We start from the raw sequence: 18,519 nt of genomic DNA, 5'->3' as shown, positions 1-18,519 counted from the left end.
CCGTCCGCCGCCTTCGGGAGCGGGGCTGTGCTCAACTCCCCGAAGGCCGTCCGTTTCTTTCCGATAAGGCGTCAATTGCGGCGGGGTAAGCGATCACCCTTTCGTGTGCTTTTCACCAAAGACCTCAAGGCAGTTGGAGGCAGCGCCGACAACAGATCCGTGAGTACCCTTGCGCACACCATGATGACCACCGCCCGCTCCGCCGACTCCGGTCTCGCCGGCCCGGGTGACCTCGACCGATACCCCTACGCGGAGTCCGCCGCGGGCGACCGCGTAGTGCCTCCCGTCTGGGACGGTCCCGACCAGGACCTGGGGCGCGTGGGCCGGCGCGCCGCCGGAAGCCGCGGCCGCGGGCTGCACGGCCAACTCGTCCAGCAGCTCGGCCAGATGATCGTCTCCGGTGACCTCGGCGCCGACCGCCCGCTCGTGCCCGAGGAGATCGGCCAGCGCTTCGAGGTCTCCCGCACCGTCGTGCGCGAGTCCCTGCGCGTGCTCGAGGCCAAGGGCCTGGTCAGCGCCCGGCCCAACGTCGGCACGCGCGTGCGTCCCGTCAGCGACTGGAACCTGCTCGACCCGGACATCATCGAGTGGCGTGCCTTCGGGCCGCAGCGCGACGACCAGCGTCGGGAGCTCGGCGAGCTGCGCTGGATGATCGAGCCCCTCGCCGCGCGCCTCGCCGCCGGGCACGGCCGCGAGGAGGTGCAGCAGCGTCTCGCCGACATGGTCGAGATCATGGGGCACGCGCTGGGCCAGGGCGACGTGATCACCTTCTCCCGCGCGGACGCCGAGTTCCACTCGCTGCTCATCCAGGTCGCGGGCAACCGCATGCTGGAGCACCTCTCCGGGATCGTCTCGGCCGCACTGCAGGTCTCCGGCGGCCCGATCACCGGCTGCGACCGCCCCAGCGAGGCCTCTCTGGTGCACCACTCCCGCGTCGTCGACGCCCTCGCTGCCGGCGACGGCTCCGGCGCGGAGGCCGCCATGCGGCAGCTGCTCACCGTCCACCCCGAGGTGGAGCGCGTCGTGCCCGCCCCGCGCGAGCACTGACCGCGCGTCCCCGTAGGCGCCGCGGCCGTGCGCGTGCCCCGCGGCAGCGCTGAGTCGTCGCGTACGTCACTCCGTGCCCGTCGGCGACTCCGCCGCCGCTCCCTGTGTCGCCGGATCCGCCACGAGCTCCTGGAGAGCGCGGGGGAGTCCGGCGACACGAATGTGGGGGGTTTCTTCACGGGGCATCGGGGGATCATTCGTGCATGCGTATAGGACGCTTCTGACCGTATCTGGATGCTTTTGTGCGCTTACGGGGTGTGACTCGGGCCACGTAGATTGGGCGTAACGCTCCAAGGAACAGCGCGATGACCTAAGAGGTGATAGCCGAGGAGGGAATACAGCGGTCGTTCGTGACGCTGTGCAGCTCCCCGGCCCCGCCCGCGCCGTCGGCCCAAATCCCTAGCCGCCGGTCGTCGGCTCCGGTCCACAATGGACGGGGCCGGAAGCCGTTTTCCAACGTTCCGAGAGGTTGTTCGTGTCGGCCAGCACATCCCGTACGCTCCCGCCGGAGATCGCCGAATCCGTCTCTGTCATGGCGCTCATCGAGCGGGGAAAGGCTGATGGGCAGATCGCCGGCGATGACGTGCGTCGTGCCTTCGAAGCTGACCAGATTCCGGCCACTCAGTGGAAGAACGTTCTGCGCAGCCTCAACCAGATCCTCGAGGAAGAGGGTGTGACGCTGATGGTCAGTGCCGCGGAGCCGAAGCGCCCCCGCAAGAGCGTCGCAGCGAAGAGCCCGGCCAAGCGCACCGCGACCAGGACGGTCGCGGCCAAGGCCACCACGGCGAAGCCCACCGCCACCGCCGCCACTGAGGCGCCGAGCGCGGACGGCACCGCTGAGGACGCGCCCGCGAAGAAGGTCGCAGCCAAGAAGACGACGGCCAAGAAGGCCGTCGCGAAGAAGACCACCGCCAAGAAGACGGCGGCCAAGAAGACCACCTCCAAGAAGGACGCCGACGAGCTCCGCGACGAAGAGGTCACCGAGGAGGCACCCGCCGCCGGCAAGCCCGGCGAGGGCGAGCCCGCCGAGGAAGGCGCCCAGGGCTTCGTCCTCTCGGACGAGGACGAGGACGACGCGCCCGCCCAGCAGGTCGCCGCGGCCGGCGCCACCGCCGACCCGGTCAAGGACTACCTGAAGCAGATCGGCAAGGTCCCCCTCCTCAACGCCGAGCAGGAGGTCGAGCTCGCCAAGCGCATCGAGGCCGGCCTGTTCGCCGAGGACAAGCTGGCCAACGCCGACAAGCTCGCCCCGAAGCTCAAGCGCGAGCTGGAGATCATCGCCGAGGACGGGCGCCGCGCCAAGAACCACCTCCTGGAGGCCAACCTCCGCCTGGTGGTCTCCCTGGCCAAGCGCTACACCGGCCGCGGCATGCTCTTCCTGGACCTCATCCAGGAGGGCAACCTCGGTCTGATCCGCGCGGTCGAGAAGTTCGACTACACCAAGGGCTACAAGTTCTCCACGTACGCCACCTGGTGGATCCGTCAGGCGATCACCCGCGCCATGGCCGACCAGGCCCGCACCATCCGTATCCCGGTGCACATGGTCGAGGTCATCAACAAGCTGGCCCGTGTCCAGCGCCAGATGCTCCAGGACCTGGGCCGCGAGCCCACTCCGGAGGAGCTGGCCAAGGAACTCGACATGACCCCGGAGAAGGTCATCGAGGTCCAGAAGTACGGCCGTGAGCCGATCTCCCTCCACACCCCCCTGGGTGAGGACGGCGACAGCGAGTTCGGTGACCTCATCGAGGACTCCGAAGCGGTCGTTCCCGCCGACGCGGTCAGCTTCACGCTCCTCCAGGAGCAGTTGCACTCCGTCCTGGACACCCTGTCCGAGCGTGAGGCGGGCGTGGTCTCCATGCGCTTCGGTCTCACGGACGGCCAGCCCAAGACCCTCGACGAGATCGGCAAGGTCTACGGAGTGACGCGTGAGCGCATCCGCCAGATCGAGTCGAAGACGATGTCGAAGCTGCGTCACCCGTCGCGCTCGCAGGTTCTGCGCGACTACCTCGACTAGACCACAGGTCAGTCACCCGAGGGCTCCACGGAAGGCCCGAGGTCCGCGACAGGCGGGCCTCGGGCCTTCCGTCTGCGCGGGTGCGGGGTGAGCGATACTGCATGACTCTGGGGTACGCAACGGCAACCCAGAGTGAGGAGATCGCATGCGTCGTCCCTTCGCCCGAGCGTGGACGGGGGTACTGGCTCTCGCGGCCACTACCGCTGTCCTGCCACTGGCCGCCCCGGCCCCCGCCTCGGCCGACAGCGTGGTGGTCGGGGGCCATCCGGTGGATGTGTCCGAGAGTCCATGGGTGGTGGCCATCTCCAGTCGTGACCGTTTCGGCGGCTCACGCGCGGGACAGTTCTGCGGGGGTGTGATCACGGGGCGCTCGACGGTCCTGACCGCGGCCCACTGCGTGAGCAAGGACGTGCTGGGGGTGCCGCTGAGGGAAGTCACGGACCTGAAGGTCATCGTCGGCCGCGGGGACCTGAGGTCCTCGGAGGGCGAGGAGGTGGCCGTCCGCACTGTTCGGGGCAACCCGGAGTACGACGGGCACACGAACTCCGGCGACGTGGCGGCCCTGACCCTCGCCGAGCCGCTCCCCGAAGGGCGCACCATCCGGATGGCGGGGGCCGGTGACCCGGCGTACCAGCCGGGCACGGGCGCCGCCGTATACGGGTGGGGGGACACCACTGGAGCGGGTGACTACGCCCGTGCGCTGCGTTCGGCGCGCGTGGAGGTGCTCGCCGACCAGGTGTGCGAGGAGGCGTACCCAGGCAGTGCCGACGGGCGGTACATCGCCCGGACCATGCTCTGCGCCGGTGAGATGAGGGGGCGCCGCGACGCCTGTCAGGGCGACAGCGGCGGCCCGCTGGTCGCACGGGGGCGTCTCATCGGGCTCGTGTCCTGGGGGAGCGGCTGTGGCCGCCCGGGGAGCCCCGGTGTCTATACGCGGATCTCGGACGTCACCAGGGTGCTGGGCGCCCGCGACTGAGTGGCCGGTCCGTCCACGGGCGGGTCGGCGTGAGGCTCAGAGGGGCCTGGAAGGGCCCTGGGTGCCCCTGTGACGAGAGCGGGCGGCCGTCCCTGCGGTTGGCAGGGGCGGCCGCCCGTTCGCCGGCCTGGTGCGCCGGAGCTGGCTCGTCGTGGATGCGAGGTGTCAGCGTTCCTCTTCGGTGGCGCTTTCCGGAACGGCGGTCAGACGCTCCGTCTCGTCCTGTATCTCAGCGGCGATCTTCTTGAGTTCCGGCTCGAACTTGCGGCCGTGGTGGGCGCAGAAGAGCAGTTCACCGCCGCTCAACAGGACGACGCGCAGGTATGCCTGGGCGCCGCAGCGGTCGCAGCGATCAGCGGCCGTCAGGGGGCTCGCGGGGGTCAGAACAGTAGTCACGTCGCCTCTTCTCTAGCTCGACGAGCTGTCGTACCAGGGTCAACATCCAACCAGGCCGAAAACGTTCCCGCTCGTGGCTTTTCCTCGAACTTTTCTTTCGAGGTGGCTGTCCGTTGCCGGTTGGCGGCGAATGTGCCGTATTGCGTCTCTTACGTGTCTTACGGTTTCGCGCTGTCTGTCAGGTCAGGTCGTCCCCGGCTGGGTTGCCGGTTGTTCATGAGGACGTGCCCGGAGCCTAAATGGTTCATGCCTCGAAGGGAACGTGACGTGCGCTTCACTCCAACGAGGGATCGAACATGTATGCGAGTCTGGACTAGTCTGAGTTGAGACGAGGGTGGCGTGACAACGGCTCTACCAGGCCTCGGTACCCTCTGACCGGTAACCGAAGCCGCGTCCTTACCCCAAAGGACCCCCCTTGAAATTCAGCGAGGAGCGAACCGCGTGACCGCCGAGACGTCCGTGCCGTCCACAGCGTTGCTGACAGGAGCAGACCGGGACGGTTCCAACTACACCGCGCGGCACCTGCTCGTCCTGGAGGGGCTCGAGGCCGTCCGCAAGCGTCCGGGCATGTACATCGGGTCGACGGACAGCCGCGGCCTGATGCACTGCCTCTGGGAGATCATCGACAACTCCGTCGACGAGGCCCTGGGCGGGTACTGCGACCACATCGAGGTCATCCTCCACGACGACGCCTCCGTAGAGGTCCGGGACAACGGCCGAGGCATCCCGGTCGACGTCGAGCCCAAGACCGGCCTCTCCGGGGTCGAGGTCGTCATGACCAAGCTGCACGCGGGCGGCAAGTTCGGCGGCGGCTCGTACGCCGCCTCCGGCGGCCTGCACGGCGTGGGTGCCTCCGTGGTGAACGCGCTCTCCGCGCGCCTCGACGTCGAGGTGGACCGCGCGGGGCACACCCACGCGATCAGCTTCCGCCGCGGCGTCCCCGGCGCCTTCGCCAAGCCGGGCCCCGACGCGTCCTTCGACCCCTCGGCCAGGCTGAGCAAGGTCAAGAAGGTCCCCAAGGCCCGCAGCGGCACGCGCGTGCGCTACTGGGCGGACCGCCAGATCTTCCTCAAGGACGCCAAGCTCTCGCTGGAGAACCTGCACCAGCGCGCCCGCCAGACCGCCTTCCTGGTCCCGGGTCTGACCATCGTCGTGCGGGACGAGCTCGGTCTCGGCGACGGCGGCTCGAAGGGTGAGGAATCCTTCCGCTTCGACGGCGGCATCAGCGAGTTCTGCGAGTACCTGGCGCAGGACAAGGCCGTCTGCGACGTCCTCCGATTCTCCGGCCAGGGCACCTTCAAGGAGACCGTCCCCGTCCTGGACGAGCACGGTCAGATGACGCCCACCGAGGTCACCCGTGAGCTCGGCGTGGACGTGGCCATGCGCTGGGGAACCGGGTACGACACGACGATCAAGTCCTTCGTCAACATCATCGCCACCCCCAAGGGCGGCACCCACGTCACCGGCTTCGAGCGCTCCCTCACCAAGACGATGAACGAGGCGATGCGCACCCAGAAGGTGCTCCGCGTCGCCGAGGACGACATCGTCAAGGACGACGCCCTGGAAGGCCTCACGGCGGTCGTCACGGTCCGCCTCGCCGAGCCGCAGTTCGAGGGCCAGACCAAGGAGGTTCTCGGCACCTCGGCGGCCAACCGCATCGTCGCGAACGTCATCGCCAAGGAACTCAAGGCGTTCCTGACCTCGACCAAGAGGGACGCGAAGGCCCAGGCCCGCGCCGTCATGGACAAGGCCGTCGCCGCCGCGCGCACCCGCATCGCGGCCCGCCAGCACAAGGACGCCCAGCGCCGGAAGACGGCCCTTGAGTCCTCGTCGCTGCCCGCGAAGCTCGCCGACTGCCGCAGCGACGACGTGGAGCGCAGCGAGCTCTTCATCGTCGAGGGAGACTCCGCGCTCGGCACGGCCAAGCTCGCCCGGAATTCCGAGTTCCAGGCGCTTCTGCCCATCCGAGGCAAGATCCTCAACGTTCAGAAGGCATCCGTGACGGACATGCTGAAGAACGCCGAGTGCGGGGCGATCATCCAGGTCATAGGAGCCGGGTCGGGCCGGACCTTCGACATCGACGCGGCGCGCTACGGAAAGATCATCCTGCTCGTGGACGCCGACGTCGACGGCGCACACATCCGGATTCTGCTGCTCACGCTGTTCCAGCGGTACATGCGGCCGATGGTCGAGGCGGGCCGGGTCTTCGCGGCGGTCCCGCCGCTGCACCGCATCGAGCTCAGCCAGCCGAAGAAGGGCCAGGACAAGTACATCTACACGTACTCGGACCGAGAGCTGCGCGAGACGCTTCTCGAGCTGCAGCGCAAGAACATCCGGTACAAGGACTCCATCCAGCGCTACAAGGGCCTGGGCGAGATGGACGCCGACCAGCTGGCCGAGACGACGATGGACCCGCGCTTCCGGACCCTGCGCCGCATCAACATCAGCGATCTGGACTCCGCCGAGCAGGTCTTCGATCTCCTGATGGGCAACGACGTCGCGCCGCGCAAGGAATTCATCACCAGCTCCGCGGCGACGCTGGACCGCTCGCGGATCGACGCGTAACCGCTCGGCGCCCCGTCCCAGGGGCTCGCCAGGTACGGCAGGAGCCGTGCTCTCCACCCGCGGGTGGAGAGCACGGCTCCACCCGTGTTCAACCCCTGCGCCGATGCCGTGACCAGGCGGTTTCCGTAGCGTCGAAGGCGTCGGTCCTCCGCGGACCGGCCTCGTCCCCGCTCGTCGTACGGAGGCTGACATGTCCGGGCTCACCAACGCACTGGTGATCTGCGCCGTCGTGGTGCTGGTGGTCGTCCGCCAGTTCAAGGCGCAGGAGATCGGCACGGACCGGCGCTGGTGGTTGATACCGGCCGTGCTGGTCTTCATGGCCGTGCGCGAGCCCGGCCTGATCGATCCCCAGCACCGTGCGACGTCCGTGACGCTGCTCGCCGCCGAACTGCTCGTCGGCCTCGCCATGGGAGCCGGCTGGGCGCGGACCTCCCATGTGTGGACCGAGCCGGACGGCACCGCGTGGAGCAAGGGCACCAAAGCCACCGCCGTGGTCTGGGCCGTCGGGATCGGGCTGCGGGTGGGGCTCTTCGGGGTCGGCGCGCTGCTGCATGTGCGGCAGGGCACCCCCGGCCTGATGCTGGCCCTCGCGGCCACGCTGCTGGTCCGCAGCGGGCTGCTCATACTGCGCGCCGGTCCCCGACCCTCGGCGTACGGTATGGCCGACGCGGCGCCCGAGCCGATGCGGAAGGAACCCGTGTGAGTGGGGACTGGTGGACGAGGTGGCCCTCCCGGGAGGCGCTCACCTGGGCGGGGATGAGCCCCGCCCGGCTGTGGTTCGTCAGAGTCCTGCGCGTCGTGATCCTCGGCAGCCTGCTGTGGGACGCGTTCCACGCGGACCGTGGTTGGCGACTGGTTGCCGGGGTGGCGGTAGTGCTGGCCCTCACCTGGGCGGGATGGGCGTTCTTCCGGGTCTCGTTCGCCCACCGCCTCTGGCCGTCCCTGGCGCTGATGTCGCTGCTCCTCGCCGCCGCGCTCGCCGCCGAGTTCGGTGACTGGCAGGTCCTCGCCACGGTGCTGTGGTGCGGCTCGGCGATCTCCGCCCTGGAACGCCTCCCGATGGTCGCGGCAGGGCCCTGCGTGCTCGTGGCGATGACCGGATATGTCGCGTACCAGGGAGACAACCCGCTCATCGCGGCACTGACCGTCATCGGCCTGGCCTTGGCCGGGTACACCCTGCGACTCGATGCCGAAGCCCGTGGCAGCGCCCTGCGGCTGCTGGCGCAGGAGCGTGCCGCGCGGGTCGCGGAGACGGAGGCGGCCGCCCTCGCCGAGCGGGCCCGCATCGCCCGTGAGATCCACGACGTGCTCGCGCACAGCCTCTCCGCCCAGCTCGTCCACTTGGAGGCCGCACGGCTGCTGATCGAGGGCGACGCCTCCAAGGAGCAGATCCTGGGCCGGGTGGTGGCGGCGCGGTCCATGGCGAAGGAGGGGCTCGCCGAGACGAGACAGGCCCTGTCCGCGCTGCGCGGGGAGATGACTCCGGTCGAGGACTTCCTGCGCGAGCTCGTCACGGTCGACCGTGTGTCGGTCACCGTGACGGGGGACCGACGGCCGCTGCCCGCCGAGGCGTCCCAGGCCGTGCGCAGAGTGGCGCAGGAAGCCCTGACGAACGTGCGCAAGCACGCGCCGGGCGCGGAGGTCGAGGTGTGCCTGCGGTACGAGAACGATCAAGTGAGGCTCGACGTCAGGGATTCGGGAGGGCGATCGCCGGGTGAACTCGCCGCCTCCGGCGCCGGGTACGGTCTGCTCGGGATGCGCGAGCGCGCCGAGCTGCTGGGCGGATCCCTGGAGGCGGGACCGGGTGAGGAGGGCTTCGTGGTGACGCTGAGGGTGCCGGGATGACGGGGGACGAGACCACTGCGAAGGCGGCGGACGCCGGCCCGGCGGGACCTGCCCAGGGGCGGGGGAAGCCACCCGCGCGGGTGATCGTGGTCGACGACCAGACCGTGGTGCGTGAGGGGATCGTGATGCTGCTGGGGCTGCTGCCCGGCATCGAGGTGGTGGGCGCCGGCGCGGACGGCGAGGAGGCCGTCCGGCTCGTCGGCGAACTCGCTCCGGACGTCGTCCTGATGGACCTGCGCATGCCCCGGTGTGACGGAGCGGAGGCCACGCGACGTATCCGCGCCGAGTATCCGGGGACCCAGGTCGTCGTGCTCACGACCTACGCCGACGACGACTCGCTGTTCCCCGCGCTCAAGGCGGGGGCGCGCGGCTATCTCACCAAGGACGCGGGCGGGGACGAGATCGTGCGGGCCGTCGAGGACGTGCTCTCGGGGGACGCCGGACTCTCCCCGCGGATCCAGCGGCGGCTCCTCGAGCGGCTGTCGGAGCCGGAGGACGCGGCGTCGGCCGCTCCGCCCGACGGCCTGACCGCGCGGGAGACCGAGGTCCTCGTCCTGATCGCCGAAGGGATGTCGAACCACGAGATCGCCCGGGCACTGCATGTCTCCACCGCGACGGTGAAGACCCACATCAACAATCTCTTCGCGAAGGCGGCCCTCAAGGACCGGGCGCAGGCCGTGCGTTACGCGTACAGACATGGGCTCATCAAGCTGGACAGAGGATCCGGCATCTGACGTGGCTTCACCTGATGGGGTGAAGAGCATTGAGAGGAGAGTCAGGGATCTTACCGTTCTGTCCATCCTTGGGCACGTGGCCGAACAAGGCTGCGGACTAAGGAGAGTTCGGTGGAGAAGCACGACGGGCCCGATGGCGGGCCGGGCCGGGCCGCTACCGGCCGGGACCGCCCCGGCGACCTGAGGGACCCCTGGTACGACACGCTGGCCTCCGGCTGGGGAGAGCTCGACGGCACAGGGGCTCAGGCTTCCGTGGTGGCGCCCCGGGCCGCGGTGCCGCAGGGGAGCGCGAGCCCGGCCGACATCTACGTGGAAGTGCAGCGCAGCGCCGCGTTCCAGGAAGTGCGGGGTCGGTACCGGAGGTTCGTCGTCCCGGGGGTGGCGCTCTTCTTCACCTGGTACTTCGCGTACGTCGTGGCGGCGACGACGGCACCCGGACTGATGGCGCGGCCCGTCAGCGGCGCGGTGAACGTGGCGATGGTGGCCGGGCTCGGGCAGTTCCTGACGACGTTCCTGCTGACGTGGGCGTATGCGCGCCACGCACGGCTGCGGCGGGACAGGGCGGCGCTCGACCTGCGCTGGGCCGTCTTCGAGCAGAAACGGGAGCAGGAGCAGCGAGCGGAGCAGGGCGCAGGGGTTCGGCAGGAAGCGGTGCCCGCGCGGGAAGCGGTGTCTGCCCGGGAGGTGGAGCGATGAAGGGGGATCATCAGACCCTGGCGCTGCTGCTGTTCGGGGTGTTCGTCGCCGTCACGCTCGCGATCACCACCTGGGCGAGTCGTAAGCGGCACGGTTCGGCGGAGGAGTTCTACGCGGGCGGGCGGCTCTTCTCCCCGATGGAGAACGGTTTCGCCATCGCCGGTGACTACATGTCGGCCGCCTCCTTCCTCGGCATCTCCGGCCTGATCGCCCTCTTCGGCTACGACGGGCTGCTCTACTCGGTGGGCTTCCTCGTCGCCTGGCTGGTCGTCCTGTTCCTCGTGGCCGAACTCGTGCGCAACTGCGGGCGGTACACGCTCGGTGATGTCGTCGCCGCACGGATGAGGGAACGCCCGGTGCGGATCGCGGCGGGAACTTCCTCGGTCACCGTGTCCGTTCTCTATCTGGTGGCGCAGATGGTGGGGGCCGGCTCACTGGTGGCGCTGCTGCTCGGAGGGACGAGCGGGGCGGCGCAGACCTGGACGGTGATCGGCGTCGGTGCGCTCATGGTCGTCTATGTGTCGCTGGGAGGGATGCGGGCCACCACCTGGATCCAGATCGTCAAGGCGGTCCTGCTGATGGGCGGGGCGATCGCGCTGACCGTCCTCGTCCTGGTGCGTTTCCACGGGGACTTCGACCAACTGCTGCGCTCAGCCGCGGACCGCAGCGGTCACGGCGACCGGTTCCTCGCGCCCGGTCTGAAGTACGGCGGGGACTGGACCGCGCGCCTCGACTTCATCAGCCTCGGCCTCGCCCTGGTGCTCGGCACCGCCGGTCTGCCGCACATCCTCTCCCGCTTCTACACGGTGCCGACCGCGCGGGCCGCCCGCCGTTCGGTCGTCTGGTCGATCGGTCTCATCGGCAGCTTCTATCTGATGACGATCGTGCTCGGGTTCGGCGCCGCAGCTCTCGTCGGTCCCGACGCGGTACGCGGCTCGAACGCCGCGGGCAACACGGCGGTTCCGCTTCTCGCGCTCGATCTGGGAGGCGGCGCGCACTCCACGGGCGGGACGGTTCTGTTCGCGATCGTCGCCGCCATCGCCTTCGCCACGATCCTCGCGGTGGTCGCAGGCATCACGCTCGCCTCGTCGGCGTCCGTGGCCCACGACCTGTACGCCTCCCTGAGGCGGCGGGACGCGAAGCCGCGCAGCGAGGTGGCGGTCGCCCGGCTCGCCGCCGCGGGGATCGGTGTGATCGCGATCGGCCTCGGTCTGCTGGCCCGCGATCTCAACGTCGCCTTCCTGGTGGGCCTCGCCTTCGCCGTGGCCGCGTCCGCCAATCTTCCCGTACTGCTCTACTCCCTGTTCTGGCGGAACTTCACGACACGGGGCGCGGTGTGGTCGGTGTACGGGGGACTGCTGCCCGCGCTCGTGCTGGTGGTCCTGTCGCCGGTGGTCTCCGGAGGGGCGCACTCCCTCTTCCCGGGGGTCGACTTCCAGTACTTCCCTCTGGAGAACCCGGGCCTCGTCTCCATTCCGCTGGGCTTCCTCGCGGGATGGCTCGGCACGATCACCTCGCGCGAGGCGGCGGACGAGGTCAAGCACGCGGAGACGGAGGTGCGGTCGCTAACCGGTGCCGGCGCGGCGTAACGATTCCCCGTCGCGAGAGGGCGTCCGCTCGGCACGACGGGCTCCAGCGGCGCTGCGTCAGATGCTGGCCGCCCACTCGTAGCGGTGCTCGGGGCGGCCCGTGTCGCCGTACTTGAGGCTCAGCCTGACCCGGCCCGTGCGCTCCAGAAGCTTCAGGTAGCGCTGTGCCGTCTGCCGGCTCAGTCGTGTGCGGTCCGCCAGCTCCTGGGCCGAGATCGGCCCCTCAGCGGCCATCAGGGCCCGGCGCACCAGCTCCGCCGTCGTGGGGGAGTGCCCCTTGGGCAGCTCGGGCGCCGGAGTCGACGACAGGGCGCTGAACATGCGGTCGACCTCGGCCTGCTCGGCCTCGCCTCCGCCGTCCAGGGTGCGGCGCAACGTGGCGTACGCGTCGAGCTTGGCGCGCAGGCCCGCGTAGGAGAACGGCTTCACCAGGTACTGGAGTGCGCCGTGCCGCATCGCCGCCTGCACCGTCGCGACGTCGCGCGCCGCGGTCACCATGATCACGTCGGTCTGGTGTCCGCGCTCCCGCAGGCTGCGTACGACGGAGAGGCCCGTCTCGTCCGGCAGGTAGTGGTCCAGCAGCACCAGATCGACGGGGACGTCCTCGACGACGCGCAGGGCCCCGGCGGCGTTGTGCGCCTTCGCGGCCACGCGGAAGCCGGGGATCTTCGCCACGTAGGCGGCATTGACGTCCGCGACGCGCGTGTCGTCGTCCACGACGAGAACCTCGATCATCGTGGCTCCTCGCCGGCCCGGGTCAATGTGGTTCCTTCGTGCTGTGTGCCGTCGTGCTCATCCGCCGCGGCGATCCCGGGCTCCGTCAGCCCCTCGGGCAGAACGACGGTGAACTCCGCGCCGCCGTCCGGCGCTTCGCCGACGTGTGCGCTGCCGCCCTGCCGTTCGGCGAGCCTGCGGACGAGGGCGAGCCCGATGCCGCGTTTGCCGTGAGCGGGAGGCTCCTTGGTGGTCCACCCCTCCGTGAAGATCGTCTCTCGCTGTTCCGCGGGGACTCCCGGACCGGAATCGCGCACCTGAAGGACCACGGTGCGTCCTTCGGTGCGCAGATCGACCTCCACGCGTGCGTGGCGGGTTCCGGCGGCGGCGTCGAGGGCGTTGTCGACGAGGTTTCCGACGATGGTGACCAGGCCGCCCGGATCGACGAGGCGGTCCGGCAGGGCGGTTTCGCGCGGTACAGAGAGGGCCACGCCGCGCTCCGCGGCGACGGTCGCCTTGCCGACCAGCAGGGCGGCGAGCAGGGGGTCGTGGATCTTCTCCGTGATCTGCTCGGCGGTCACCCGGTGGGCACCGGCGACCTCGCCGACGAACTCCGCAGCCTCCTCGTACATCTCCAGTTCCAGCAGTCCGAGGAGCGTGTGCATGCGGTTGGCGTGCTCGTGGTCCTGCGCGCGCAGGGCGTCGATCAGGCCCCGGGTGGAGTCGAGCTCCCGGCCGAGCTGTTCGAGCTCGGTGCGGTCGCGCAGGGTGGCGACGGCGCCGCCGTCGTCGGTGGGCATGCGGTTGGCGACCAGGACGCGCTGTCCGCGCACGGTCAGCAGATCGGTTCCGGTGACCCGTCCGGCGAGGACATCGGTCGTGCGTCCGGCTCCGAGTGCCTCGTCGAGCGGCTGTCCGAGCACCTCCGTGCCGAGCCCGAGGAGGCGCTGTGCCTCGTCGTTGAGCAGTCGGACGCGGTCGGTCCTGTCCAGCGCGACCACTCCCTCACGGATGCCGTGCAGCATCGCCTCGCGCTCCGCGAGCAGCGCGGAGATGTCGGAGAAGGCCAGGTCGCGGGTCTGTCGCTGCACTCTCCGCGAGATCAGGTACGCGGCGAGCGCGCCGACCCCGAGGGCCCCGCCCGCATAGGCGAGCAATCCGGGGATCGCATGGACGAGACGGGCCCGCACGCTGTCGTACTCGATGCCTACGGAGACCGCGCCCACGATCTCCCCGTCCGCGTCCCGCAACGCCACCTTGCCGCGTGCGGAGCGTCCCAGCGTGCCGTTGTCGATCTCCATGACGTCATGGCCCGCGAGGGCGTCGCTGGGGTCCGTCGAGACGACCTTGCCGATCTGGCCGCGGTCGGTGTGGGACCAGCGCACGCCCTCCTTGTTCAAGATCACCACGTACTCGGCGCCGCTGGCGTGCCTGATCCGCTCGGCCGCCTTCTGGATGGGGCCGTCGGGCGTGGGCGCGGACGACGACAGGTCCTCGGCGATGCGCGGCTGGGCGGCCGTCGTCTGGGCGATGGCAAGCGCGCGGCGCATCGCCTGGTCGTCGAGCTGGTCGCTCAGCGGCGCGAGGAAGAGGCCGGTGGCGAGCACCGCGACCCCGGCGGCGATGGCCAGCTGCATGAGCAGCACCTGCGAGAACACACGCCGCGGCAGGCCGAGGCGGAGGCGTCGCGCAGGGGAGGTCGGGCTCATGTGTACGAACGGTACGGCCGCGACCCGGCTACTTCGAAGCGTCTGTGGCGGGGATCTCGTACGCGGGCCCCTCCGCGCCCTCGGGGACGGTCTGCACGTCCAGGACGTCCATCCGCGCGGGCGAGCCGAGCGCCGCGCCGCAGCTCTCCGGGCGGGGCGGCAGCGACGCTTCCTGCGCGACGGTGACGCGCCACCGTCGGCCGTCGGCGTGCGCGACGGTCACCTCCCAGAGCGGAACCTGCCGGTCCGTGCCGTCTTCTCCAGCCGCCGCGCCTGCCCCGCCCGCCACGCCTTCCCTGCCCGCCCCGTCCGCTCTCTCCGTCGCGACGACCCGCAGGGCGTCCGCCGCGTCCTCACCCGTCGATTCGCGCACGGCGAGCTCGGCGGCCTGCCCGGGCCGTTCCCAGGCCGAGTTGCCCCGGCAGCCCTCGGTGAGGACGCGGCCCGCGCGGGCCGCGTCGAGGATTTCCTTGACGGCGGCGGTCTCCATGCGGCCGTACGCGTATCCGTAGGGCAGCACGAGCAGGGTGGGCGAGAAGCGGTGACCACCCAGATGAGTGATCTCCCAGGCGCCCTCGGCCCCCGAGGAGGCGAGCGCGGCGGCGAGCGGCCGACCGAGAAGCGCGCAGCAGCGGTCGCGCTTGCCGTTCGTGCAGACGAGCGCGAGCGGATCGCCGGTGTGCGGGGCGCCGAAGCCGCCGTGGTCACCCGCGCCGAGGGCGGCGAAGTCGAGGTCCAGCAGCTGACCGGGGTCGTCGAGCTCCGCGCCGCGCAGCCAGGTGCGGCCGGGGACGGTGTGCCCCACGTAGACCTGGTGCCGGGCCGTCGCATGGCAGTCCGCGTGCCGTCCCGGGCGGCGGATCAGGGCGATGCGCACGCCGGTGTCCTTGGCGGCCTTCTCCAGGGCGCGGCCGAGCTCGGGGTCGAGATGGCTGGACGTCAGGGCCTTGGCGCCCCAGGGACCCGGCTGTTCCAGCAGGAGCCATGTCCGCGCGGTGGCCGCGGTGCCCGCGAGAGGCTCGGTCAGGTCCCGCGATGCGGTCGCACACGTACTCACGCAGGCGAGCCTAACCTGCGTCTCTTCTTCGGCATCACGTCGCAGGAGCCGTCTCCGGGGACGGCATCGGCTGGGGCGGGCGCAGGCCGACGTACTGGCCACTGGGACGCATGCGCAGCGGCCGTTCCTCGTACTCCTCCAAGGCGTGCGCGATCCAGCCCGCCGTGCGCGCCACCGCGAAGATCGTCTCGCCCGCCTCGGCCGGCATGCCCGAGGACGCCGTGAGGACGGCCAGGGCGAGGTCGACGTTGGCCCGCAGGTCGGTGTGGCGGGCGGTGGTGGCGACCACATCGCGGGCCGCCGCGAGGGCGGGGCCTGCTTTCGGCATCACCTCCAGGAGGGTGAACAGGGCCTGCGCGCGCGGGTCCTCGCCGGGGTAGAGGCGGTGGCCGAGCCCCGGGACCCGGCGGCCGGCGCGGAGTTCGTCGGAGACGGCGGGGGCCGCGCTGCCCCTGTCGAGCACGTCGAGCAGCATGCGATGCGCGAGCCCGCTCGCCGCGCCGTGCAGGGGGCCCTCCAGGACGCCCAGTCCGGCGGAGACCGCGGCGTAGGGGTGGGCGCGCGCCGAGGCCGCGACGCGGACGGCGAGCGTCGACGCGGCGAGGTCGTGGTCGACGAGCAGCGCGAGGGCCGTGTCCAGGGCGTGCAGGGCGGCTTCGTCGGGCTTGATGCCGGTCAGCCGGGCCCACAGGCGGCGGGCCAGCGGGCCTGCGTCGCGGTGGGTGGGCAGGACGGGCGGAAGGGCGGTGACGAGGGTGGGGATGAGGGTGCGCGCGGTGCCGATGACGGCGTCTTCGGAGAGGTCGAAGCGGAGCGGGTCGGCGGCCGCCGCGGAGATGGCGGCGACCCGCAACCGGTCGGTGGGTCCGCTGTGTTCGGGCAGCGCGTCGACGGCGCGGCGGGCCGCGGCAGCGGTCTCCTCGGGTGCGGTGAAGTCGACGCCGGGCCGCAGGACACCGGTCCACAGCCACTCGGCGACCTCTTCGTAGGAGTGGTTCAGCGCGAGCTCCGTGGCGTCGACGCCACGGTAGTAGTAGCGGTCCTTGTCGATGAGCGTGATCCGGGTGCGTACGGAGAGCTCGTTCGCCGTGGTGGGTCCGGCGGGTTCCCGCCGGTTCCTGCGGGCCAGGGCCTGGACCTCCTTGGCGTCGAACGTGCTGCCCCGGGAGCCCGGTCCGCGGCGGCTGCTGAGCTGGCCACGGCTCACGTACGCGTACACGGTCTCGGGCTTCACGCCGAGCAGTTCTGCGGCTTCCTTGGTGCTGAGCCGCCGGCTTTCGTGCGCGGTTCCTTGATCCGTCATGGGCGTCACCGTATCCGCATCCCGATACCTGTACGTGTGCATTGATCGAATCAATATTGACATCGACTCAATCAAGCATGGACAGTCGAATCAAGTCCAGGGAGGAAGTCGAGGAGAAACATGCCGATCAATGGCTCCACCGCCACCCCCACCGAGCCCGTAGAGGTCCCACGAGGGCTCGCGGGTGTCGTCGTCACCGAGACGGAACTCGGGGACGTCAGGGGGTACGAGGGCTTCTACCACTACCGCCAGTACTCGGCCGTCGAACTCGCGCAGCACCGCGGCTTCGAGGACGTATGGCACCTGATGTTCCACGGCGAGCTGCCCGACGCCGAGCAGAGCGCCGCGTTCGCCGCGCACACCGCGGCGCTGCGCCACCTCCCCGCGGAGGTGCGCGAGGCGCTGCCCGCCGTGGCCCGCGCCGGCGTGCTGTCGGGCCCGCTCTCCGGGCTGCGCAGCGCCCTGTCGCTCTTCGGCGCGTCGAAGGGCTTCCGCCCGGTGTACGACATCGACGACGACCGGCGCCGCGCGGACGCCCTGGCCGCGTCCGCCGTCGTTCCGACGCTGCTCACCGCGCTGTACCGGCTCGGCCAGGGCCTCGACCCCGTCGAACCGCGCGACGACCTGTCGTACGCCGCCAACTACCTCTACATGCTGACCGGTTCGGAACCGGACGCCGCCCGCACCCGGGCGATCGAGCAATACTTGATCTCGACCATTGATCACGGCTTCAACGCGTCAACATTCACCGCCCGCGTCATCACCTCGACGGGCGCGGACGTGGCGGCCTGTCTGGTGGGTGCGGTCGGCGCGTTGTCGGGCCCGCTGCACGGTGGCGCGCCGAGTCGGGCCCTGGACACCCTCGACGCGATCGGCACCCGCGACCGCATCGACGGCTGGATCCGTGAGCGGGTCCTCGCCGGGGACCGCATCATGGGCTTCGGTCACCCCGTCTACCGCACCGAGGACCCCCGCTCCCGCATGCTGCGAGGCATCGCCCAGCAGTTCGGCGGCGACATGGTGGAGTTCGCGGTGGAGGTGGAGCGCCAGGTCGAGGCGATCCTCGCGGAGCTCAAGCCCGGCCGCGAGCTTCACACGAACGTGGAGTTCTACGCGGGCGTGGTCATGGAGCTGTGCGGCCTGCCCCGCGAGATGTTCACTCCGACGTTCGCCTCGGCACGAGTGATCGGCTGGAGCGCCAACATCCTGGAACAGGCCCGCGACTCAAAGATCATTCGGCCGGCGGCGCGGTATGTGGGGCCGGTTCCTCCGGTGCCGGTGCCGGTGCCGGTGCCGGTGCCGACGCTCGACTGACCCGTAGCGGGCCAAGGGGGGAACACTGAGGGGCGCCGACGCAATGTCGGCGCCCCTCAGTATTGATGCGGCTGAACGGTGTTGCGTGGCTGTCAGGCGTCGGGGATGTCCGCCTTGGCCCGGATCAAGGTCTCGCGGGAGATCGTGACGATGCGTTCGTAGTCGGCGCGCGAGGCGTCCGCGGGAAGGTCGGCGTCCAGTGTGGCTGTGACGTCGGTACCGATGACAGCGAAACTTCCGTCGGTCAGCTCGAAGATGTCGGGACAGTTCTGGCCCGTCGCGCAACCACGAGCGCGGGGAGACGCCCCGATACGACGGATGATTCGGCTCACTGTCGTTATCCCTTTGATCTCGCGGCCGACGTACCTGGAGCCGCCGCGTTCGAGACCTGAAGGAAAGTGGCTCGCAGACAGCAGCGCTGAACACCGGCGCTCTTGTAGTGGTGAAAGGCTGGCGTTCACCGATGGGCACTGCAAAACGCCACGTTGAACATTTGGTTACGGGCCCTCTCGCGAGACGAGGACCATGTCCCCCGAGTGGATCAAGTGCCCCCGCCGCGC

The 18,519-nt window shown here is 70.4% G+C and carries 16 protein-coding genes; 10 read left to right on the top strand and 6 right to left on the bottom strand.

What is annotated here, in order from left to right:
- Positions 1–159 precede the first annotated feature (159 nt).
- The 3 genes from DEJ48_RS09750 to DEJ48_RS09740 all read left to right on the top strand — a co-directional run bounded on the left by DEJ48_RS09750 (position 160) and on the right by DEJ48_RS09740 (position 4,037).
- Entirely contained in the window at positions 160–1,047 is an 888-nt protein-coding gene (locus DEJ48_RS09750) for a FadR/GntR family transcriptional regulator (RefSeq protein WP_190537302.1), read from the top strand.
- A 475-nt stretch (positions 1,048–1,522) separates the two neighbouring features.
- Entirely contained in the window at positions 1,523–3,061 is a 1,539-nt protein-coding gene (locus DEJ48_RS09745) for an RNA polymerase sigma factor (RefSeq protein WP_263399440.1), read from the top strand.
- A gap of 145 nt (positions 3,062–3,206) precedes the next feature.
- Positions 3,207–4,037, top strand: coding sequence for a S1 family peptidase (locus DEJ48_RS09740; RefSeq protein ID WP_150215775.1), 831 nt, complete (start codon positions 3,207–3,209; stop codon positions 4,035–4,037).
- A gap of 165 nt (positions 4,038–4,202) precedes the next feature.
- Here DEJ48_RS09740 and DEJ48_RS09735 read toward each other — a convergent pair whose 3' ends face one another.
- The gene (locus DEJ48_RS09735; RefSeq protein ID WP_055544920.1) at positions 4,203–4,433 is read right to left on the bottom strand and encodes a hypothetical protein; all 231 of its coding nucleotides are present in this window, start codon (positions 4,431–4,433) and stop codon (positions 4,203–4,205) included.
- A gap of 441 nt (positions 4,434–4,874) precedes the next feature.
- Here DEJ48_RS09735 and DEJ48_RS09730 point away from each other — a divergent pair, with 441 nt between their 5' ends.
- From DEJ48_RS09730 to DEJ48_RS09705, 6 genes are all read left to right on the top strand, one after another.
- Positions 4,875–6,998: a type IIA DNA topoisomerase subunit B gene (locus DEJ48_RS09730; protein WP_150215774.1), complete on the top strand. Its 2,124-nt coding sequence runs from the start codon at positions 4,875–4,877 to the stop codon at positions 6,996–6,998.
- Between the two features lie 190 nt (positions 6,999–7,188).
- Complete coding sequence (locus DEJ48_RS09725; protein WP_150215773.1) at positions 7,189–7,701, top strand: CcdC protein domain-containing protein; 513 nt, start codon at positions 7,189–7,191, stop codon at positions 7,699–7,701.
- Positions 7,698–8,843, top strand: coding sequence for a sensor histidine kinase (locus DEJ48_RS09720; protein ID WP_150215772.1), 1,146 nt, complete (start codon positions 7,698–7,700; stop codon positions 8,841–8,843). The genes DEJ48_RS09725 and DEJ48_RS09720 overlap by 4 nt, the downstream gene beginning before the upstream one ends.
- Positions 8,840–9,577 (top strand): response regulator transcription factor, encoded by a 738-nt coding sequence (locus tag DEJ48_RS09715; RefSeq protein ID WP_150215771.1) that lies wholly within the window; start codon positions 8,840–8,842, stop codon positions 9,575–9,577. Before DEJ48_RS09720 ends, DEJ48_RS09715 begins: the two co-directional genes overlap by 4 nt.
- A gap of 111 nt (positions 9,578–9,688) precedes the next feature.
- Positions 9,689–10,273 carry a DUF485 domain-containing protein gene (locus DEJ48_RS09710; protein ID WP_150215770.1) on the top strand — a complete coding sequence of 195 codons (585 nt, stop codon included), beginning with the start codon at positions 9,689–9,691 and terminating at the stop codon, positions 10,271–10,273.
- A complete protein-coding gene (locus DEJ48_RS09705) occupies positions 10,270–11,862 on the top strand; it encodes a cation acetate symporter (RefSeq protein ID WP_150215769.1) in 1,593 nt (530 codons plus the stop codon). The genes DEJ48_RS09710 and DEJ48_RS09705 overlap by 4 nt, the downstream gene beginning before the upstream one ends.
- A 57-nt stretch (positions 11,863–11,919) precedes the next feature.
- Here DEJ48_RS09705 and DEJ48_RS09700 read toward each other — a convergent pair whose 3' ends face one another.
- The 4 genes from DEJ48_RS09700 to DEJ48_RS09685 are packed head-to-tail and all read right to left on the bottom strand — an operon-like array spanning position 11,920 to position 16,645.
- A complete protein-coding gene (locus DEJ48_RS09700; RefSeq protein ID WP_150215768.1) occupies positions 11,920–12,597 on the bottom strand; it encodes a response regulator in 678 nt (225 codons plus the stop codon).
- Entirely contained in the window at positions 12,594–14,285 is a 1,692-nt protein-coding gene (locus DEJ48_RS09695; RefSeq protein ID WP_150215767.1) for a sensor histidine kinase, read from the bottom strand. The genes DEJ48_RS09700 and DEJ48_RS09695 overlap by 4 nt, the downstream gene beginning before the upstream one ends.
- A 28-nt stretch (positions 14,286–14,313) precedes the next feature.
- The gene (locus tag DEJ48_RS09690; RefSeq protein ID WP_150215766.1) at positions 14,314–15,342 is read right to left on the bottom strand and encodes a sucrase ferredoxin; all 1,029 of its coding nucleotides are present in this window, start codon (positions 15,340–15,342) and stop codon (positions 14,314–14,316) included.
- A 34-nt stretch (positions 15,343–15,376) separates the two neighbouring features.
- A complete protein-coding gene (locus DEJ48_RS09685; RefSeq protein WP_150215765.1) occupies positions 15,377–16,645 on the bottom strand; it encodes a citrate synthase family protein in 1,269 nt (422 codons plus the stop codon).
- 120 nt (positions 16,646–16,765) lie between these two features.
- Between DEJ48_RS09685 and DEJ48_RS09680 the strand changes: the two genes are divergently transcribed.
- Positions 16,766–17,959 (top strand): citrate synthase/methylcitrate synthase, encoded by a 1,194-nt coding sequence (locus DEJ48_RS09680; protein WP_150215764.1) that lies wholly within the window; start codon positions 16,766–16,768, stop codon positions 17,957–17,959.
- Between the two features lie 92 nt (positions 17,960–18,051).
- Here DEJ48_RS09680 and DEJ48_RS09675 read toward each other — a convergent pair whose 3' ends face one another.
- On the bottom strand, positions 18,052–18,291 hold the full coding sequence (locus DEJ48_RS09675; RefSeq protein WP_150215763.1) for a hypothetical protein: 240 nt from the start codon (positions 18,289–18,291) through the stop codon (positions 18,052–18,054).
- Positions 18,292–18,519 lie beyond the last annotated feature (228 nt).

It is taken from the genome of Streptomyces venezuelae, from assembly GCF_008642315.1.
In the GTDB taxonomy this organism is placed as follows: domain Bacteria; phylum Actinomycetota; class Actinomycetes; order Streptomycetales; family Streptomycetaceae; genus Streptomyces; species Streptomyces venezuelae_D.
Note: the sequence above shows the minus strand (reverse complement) of the source record. Positions and strands in the feature narration are given on the sequence as shown.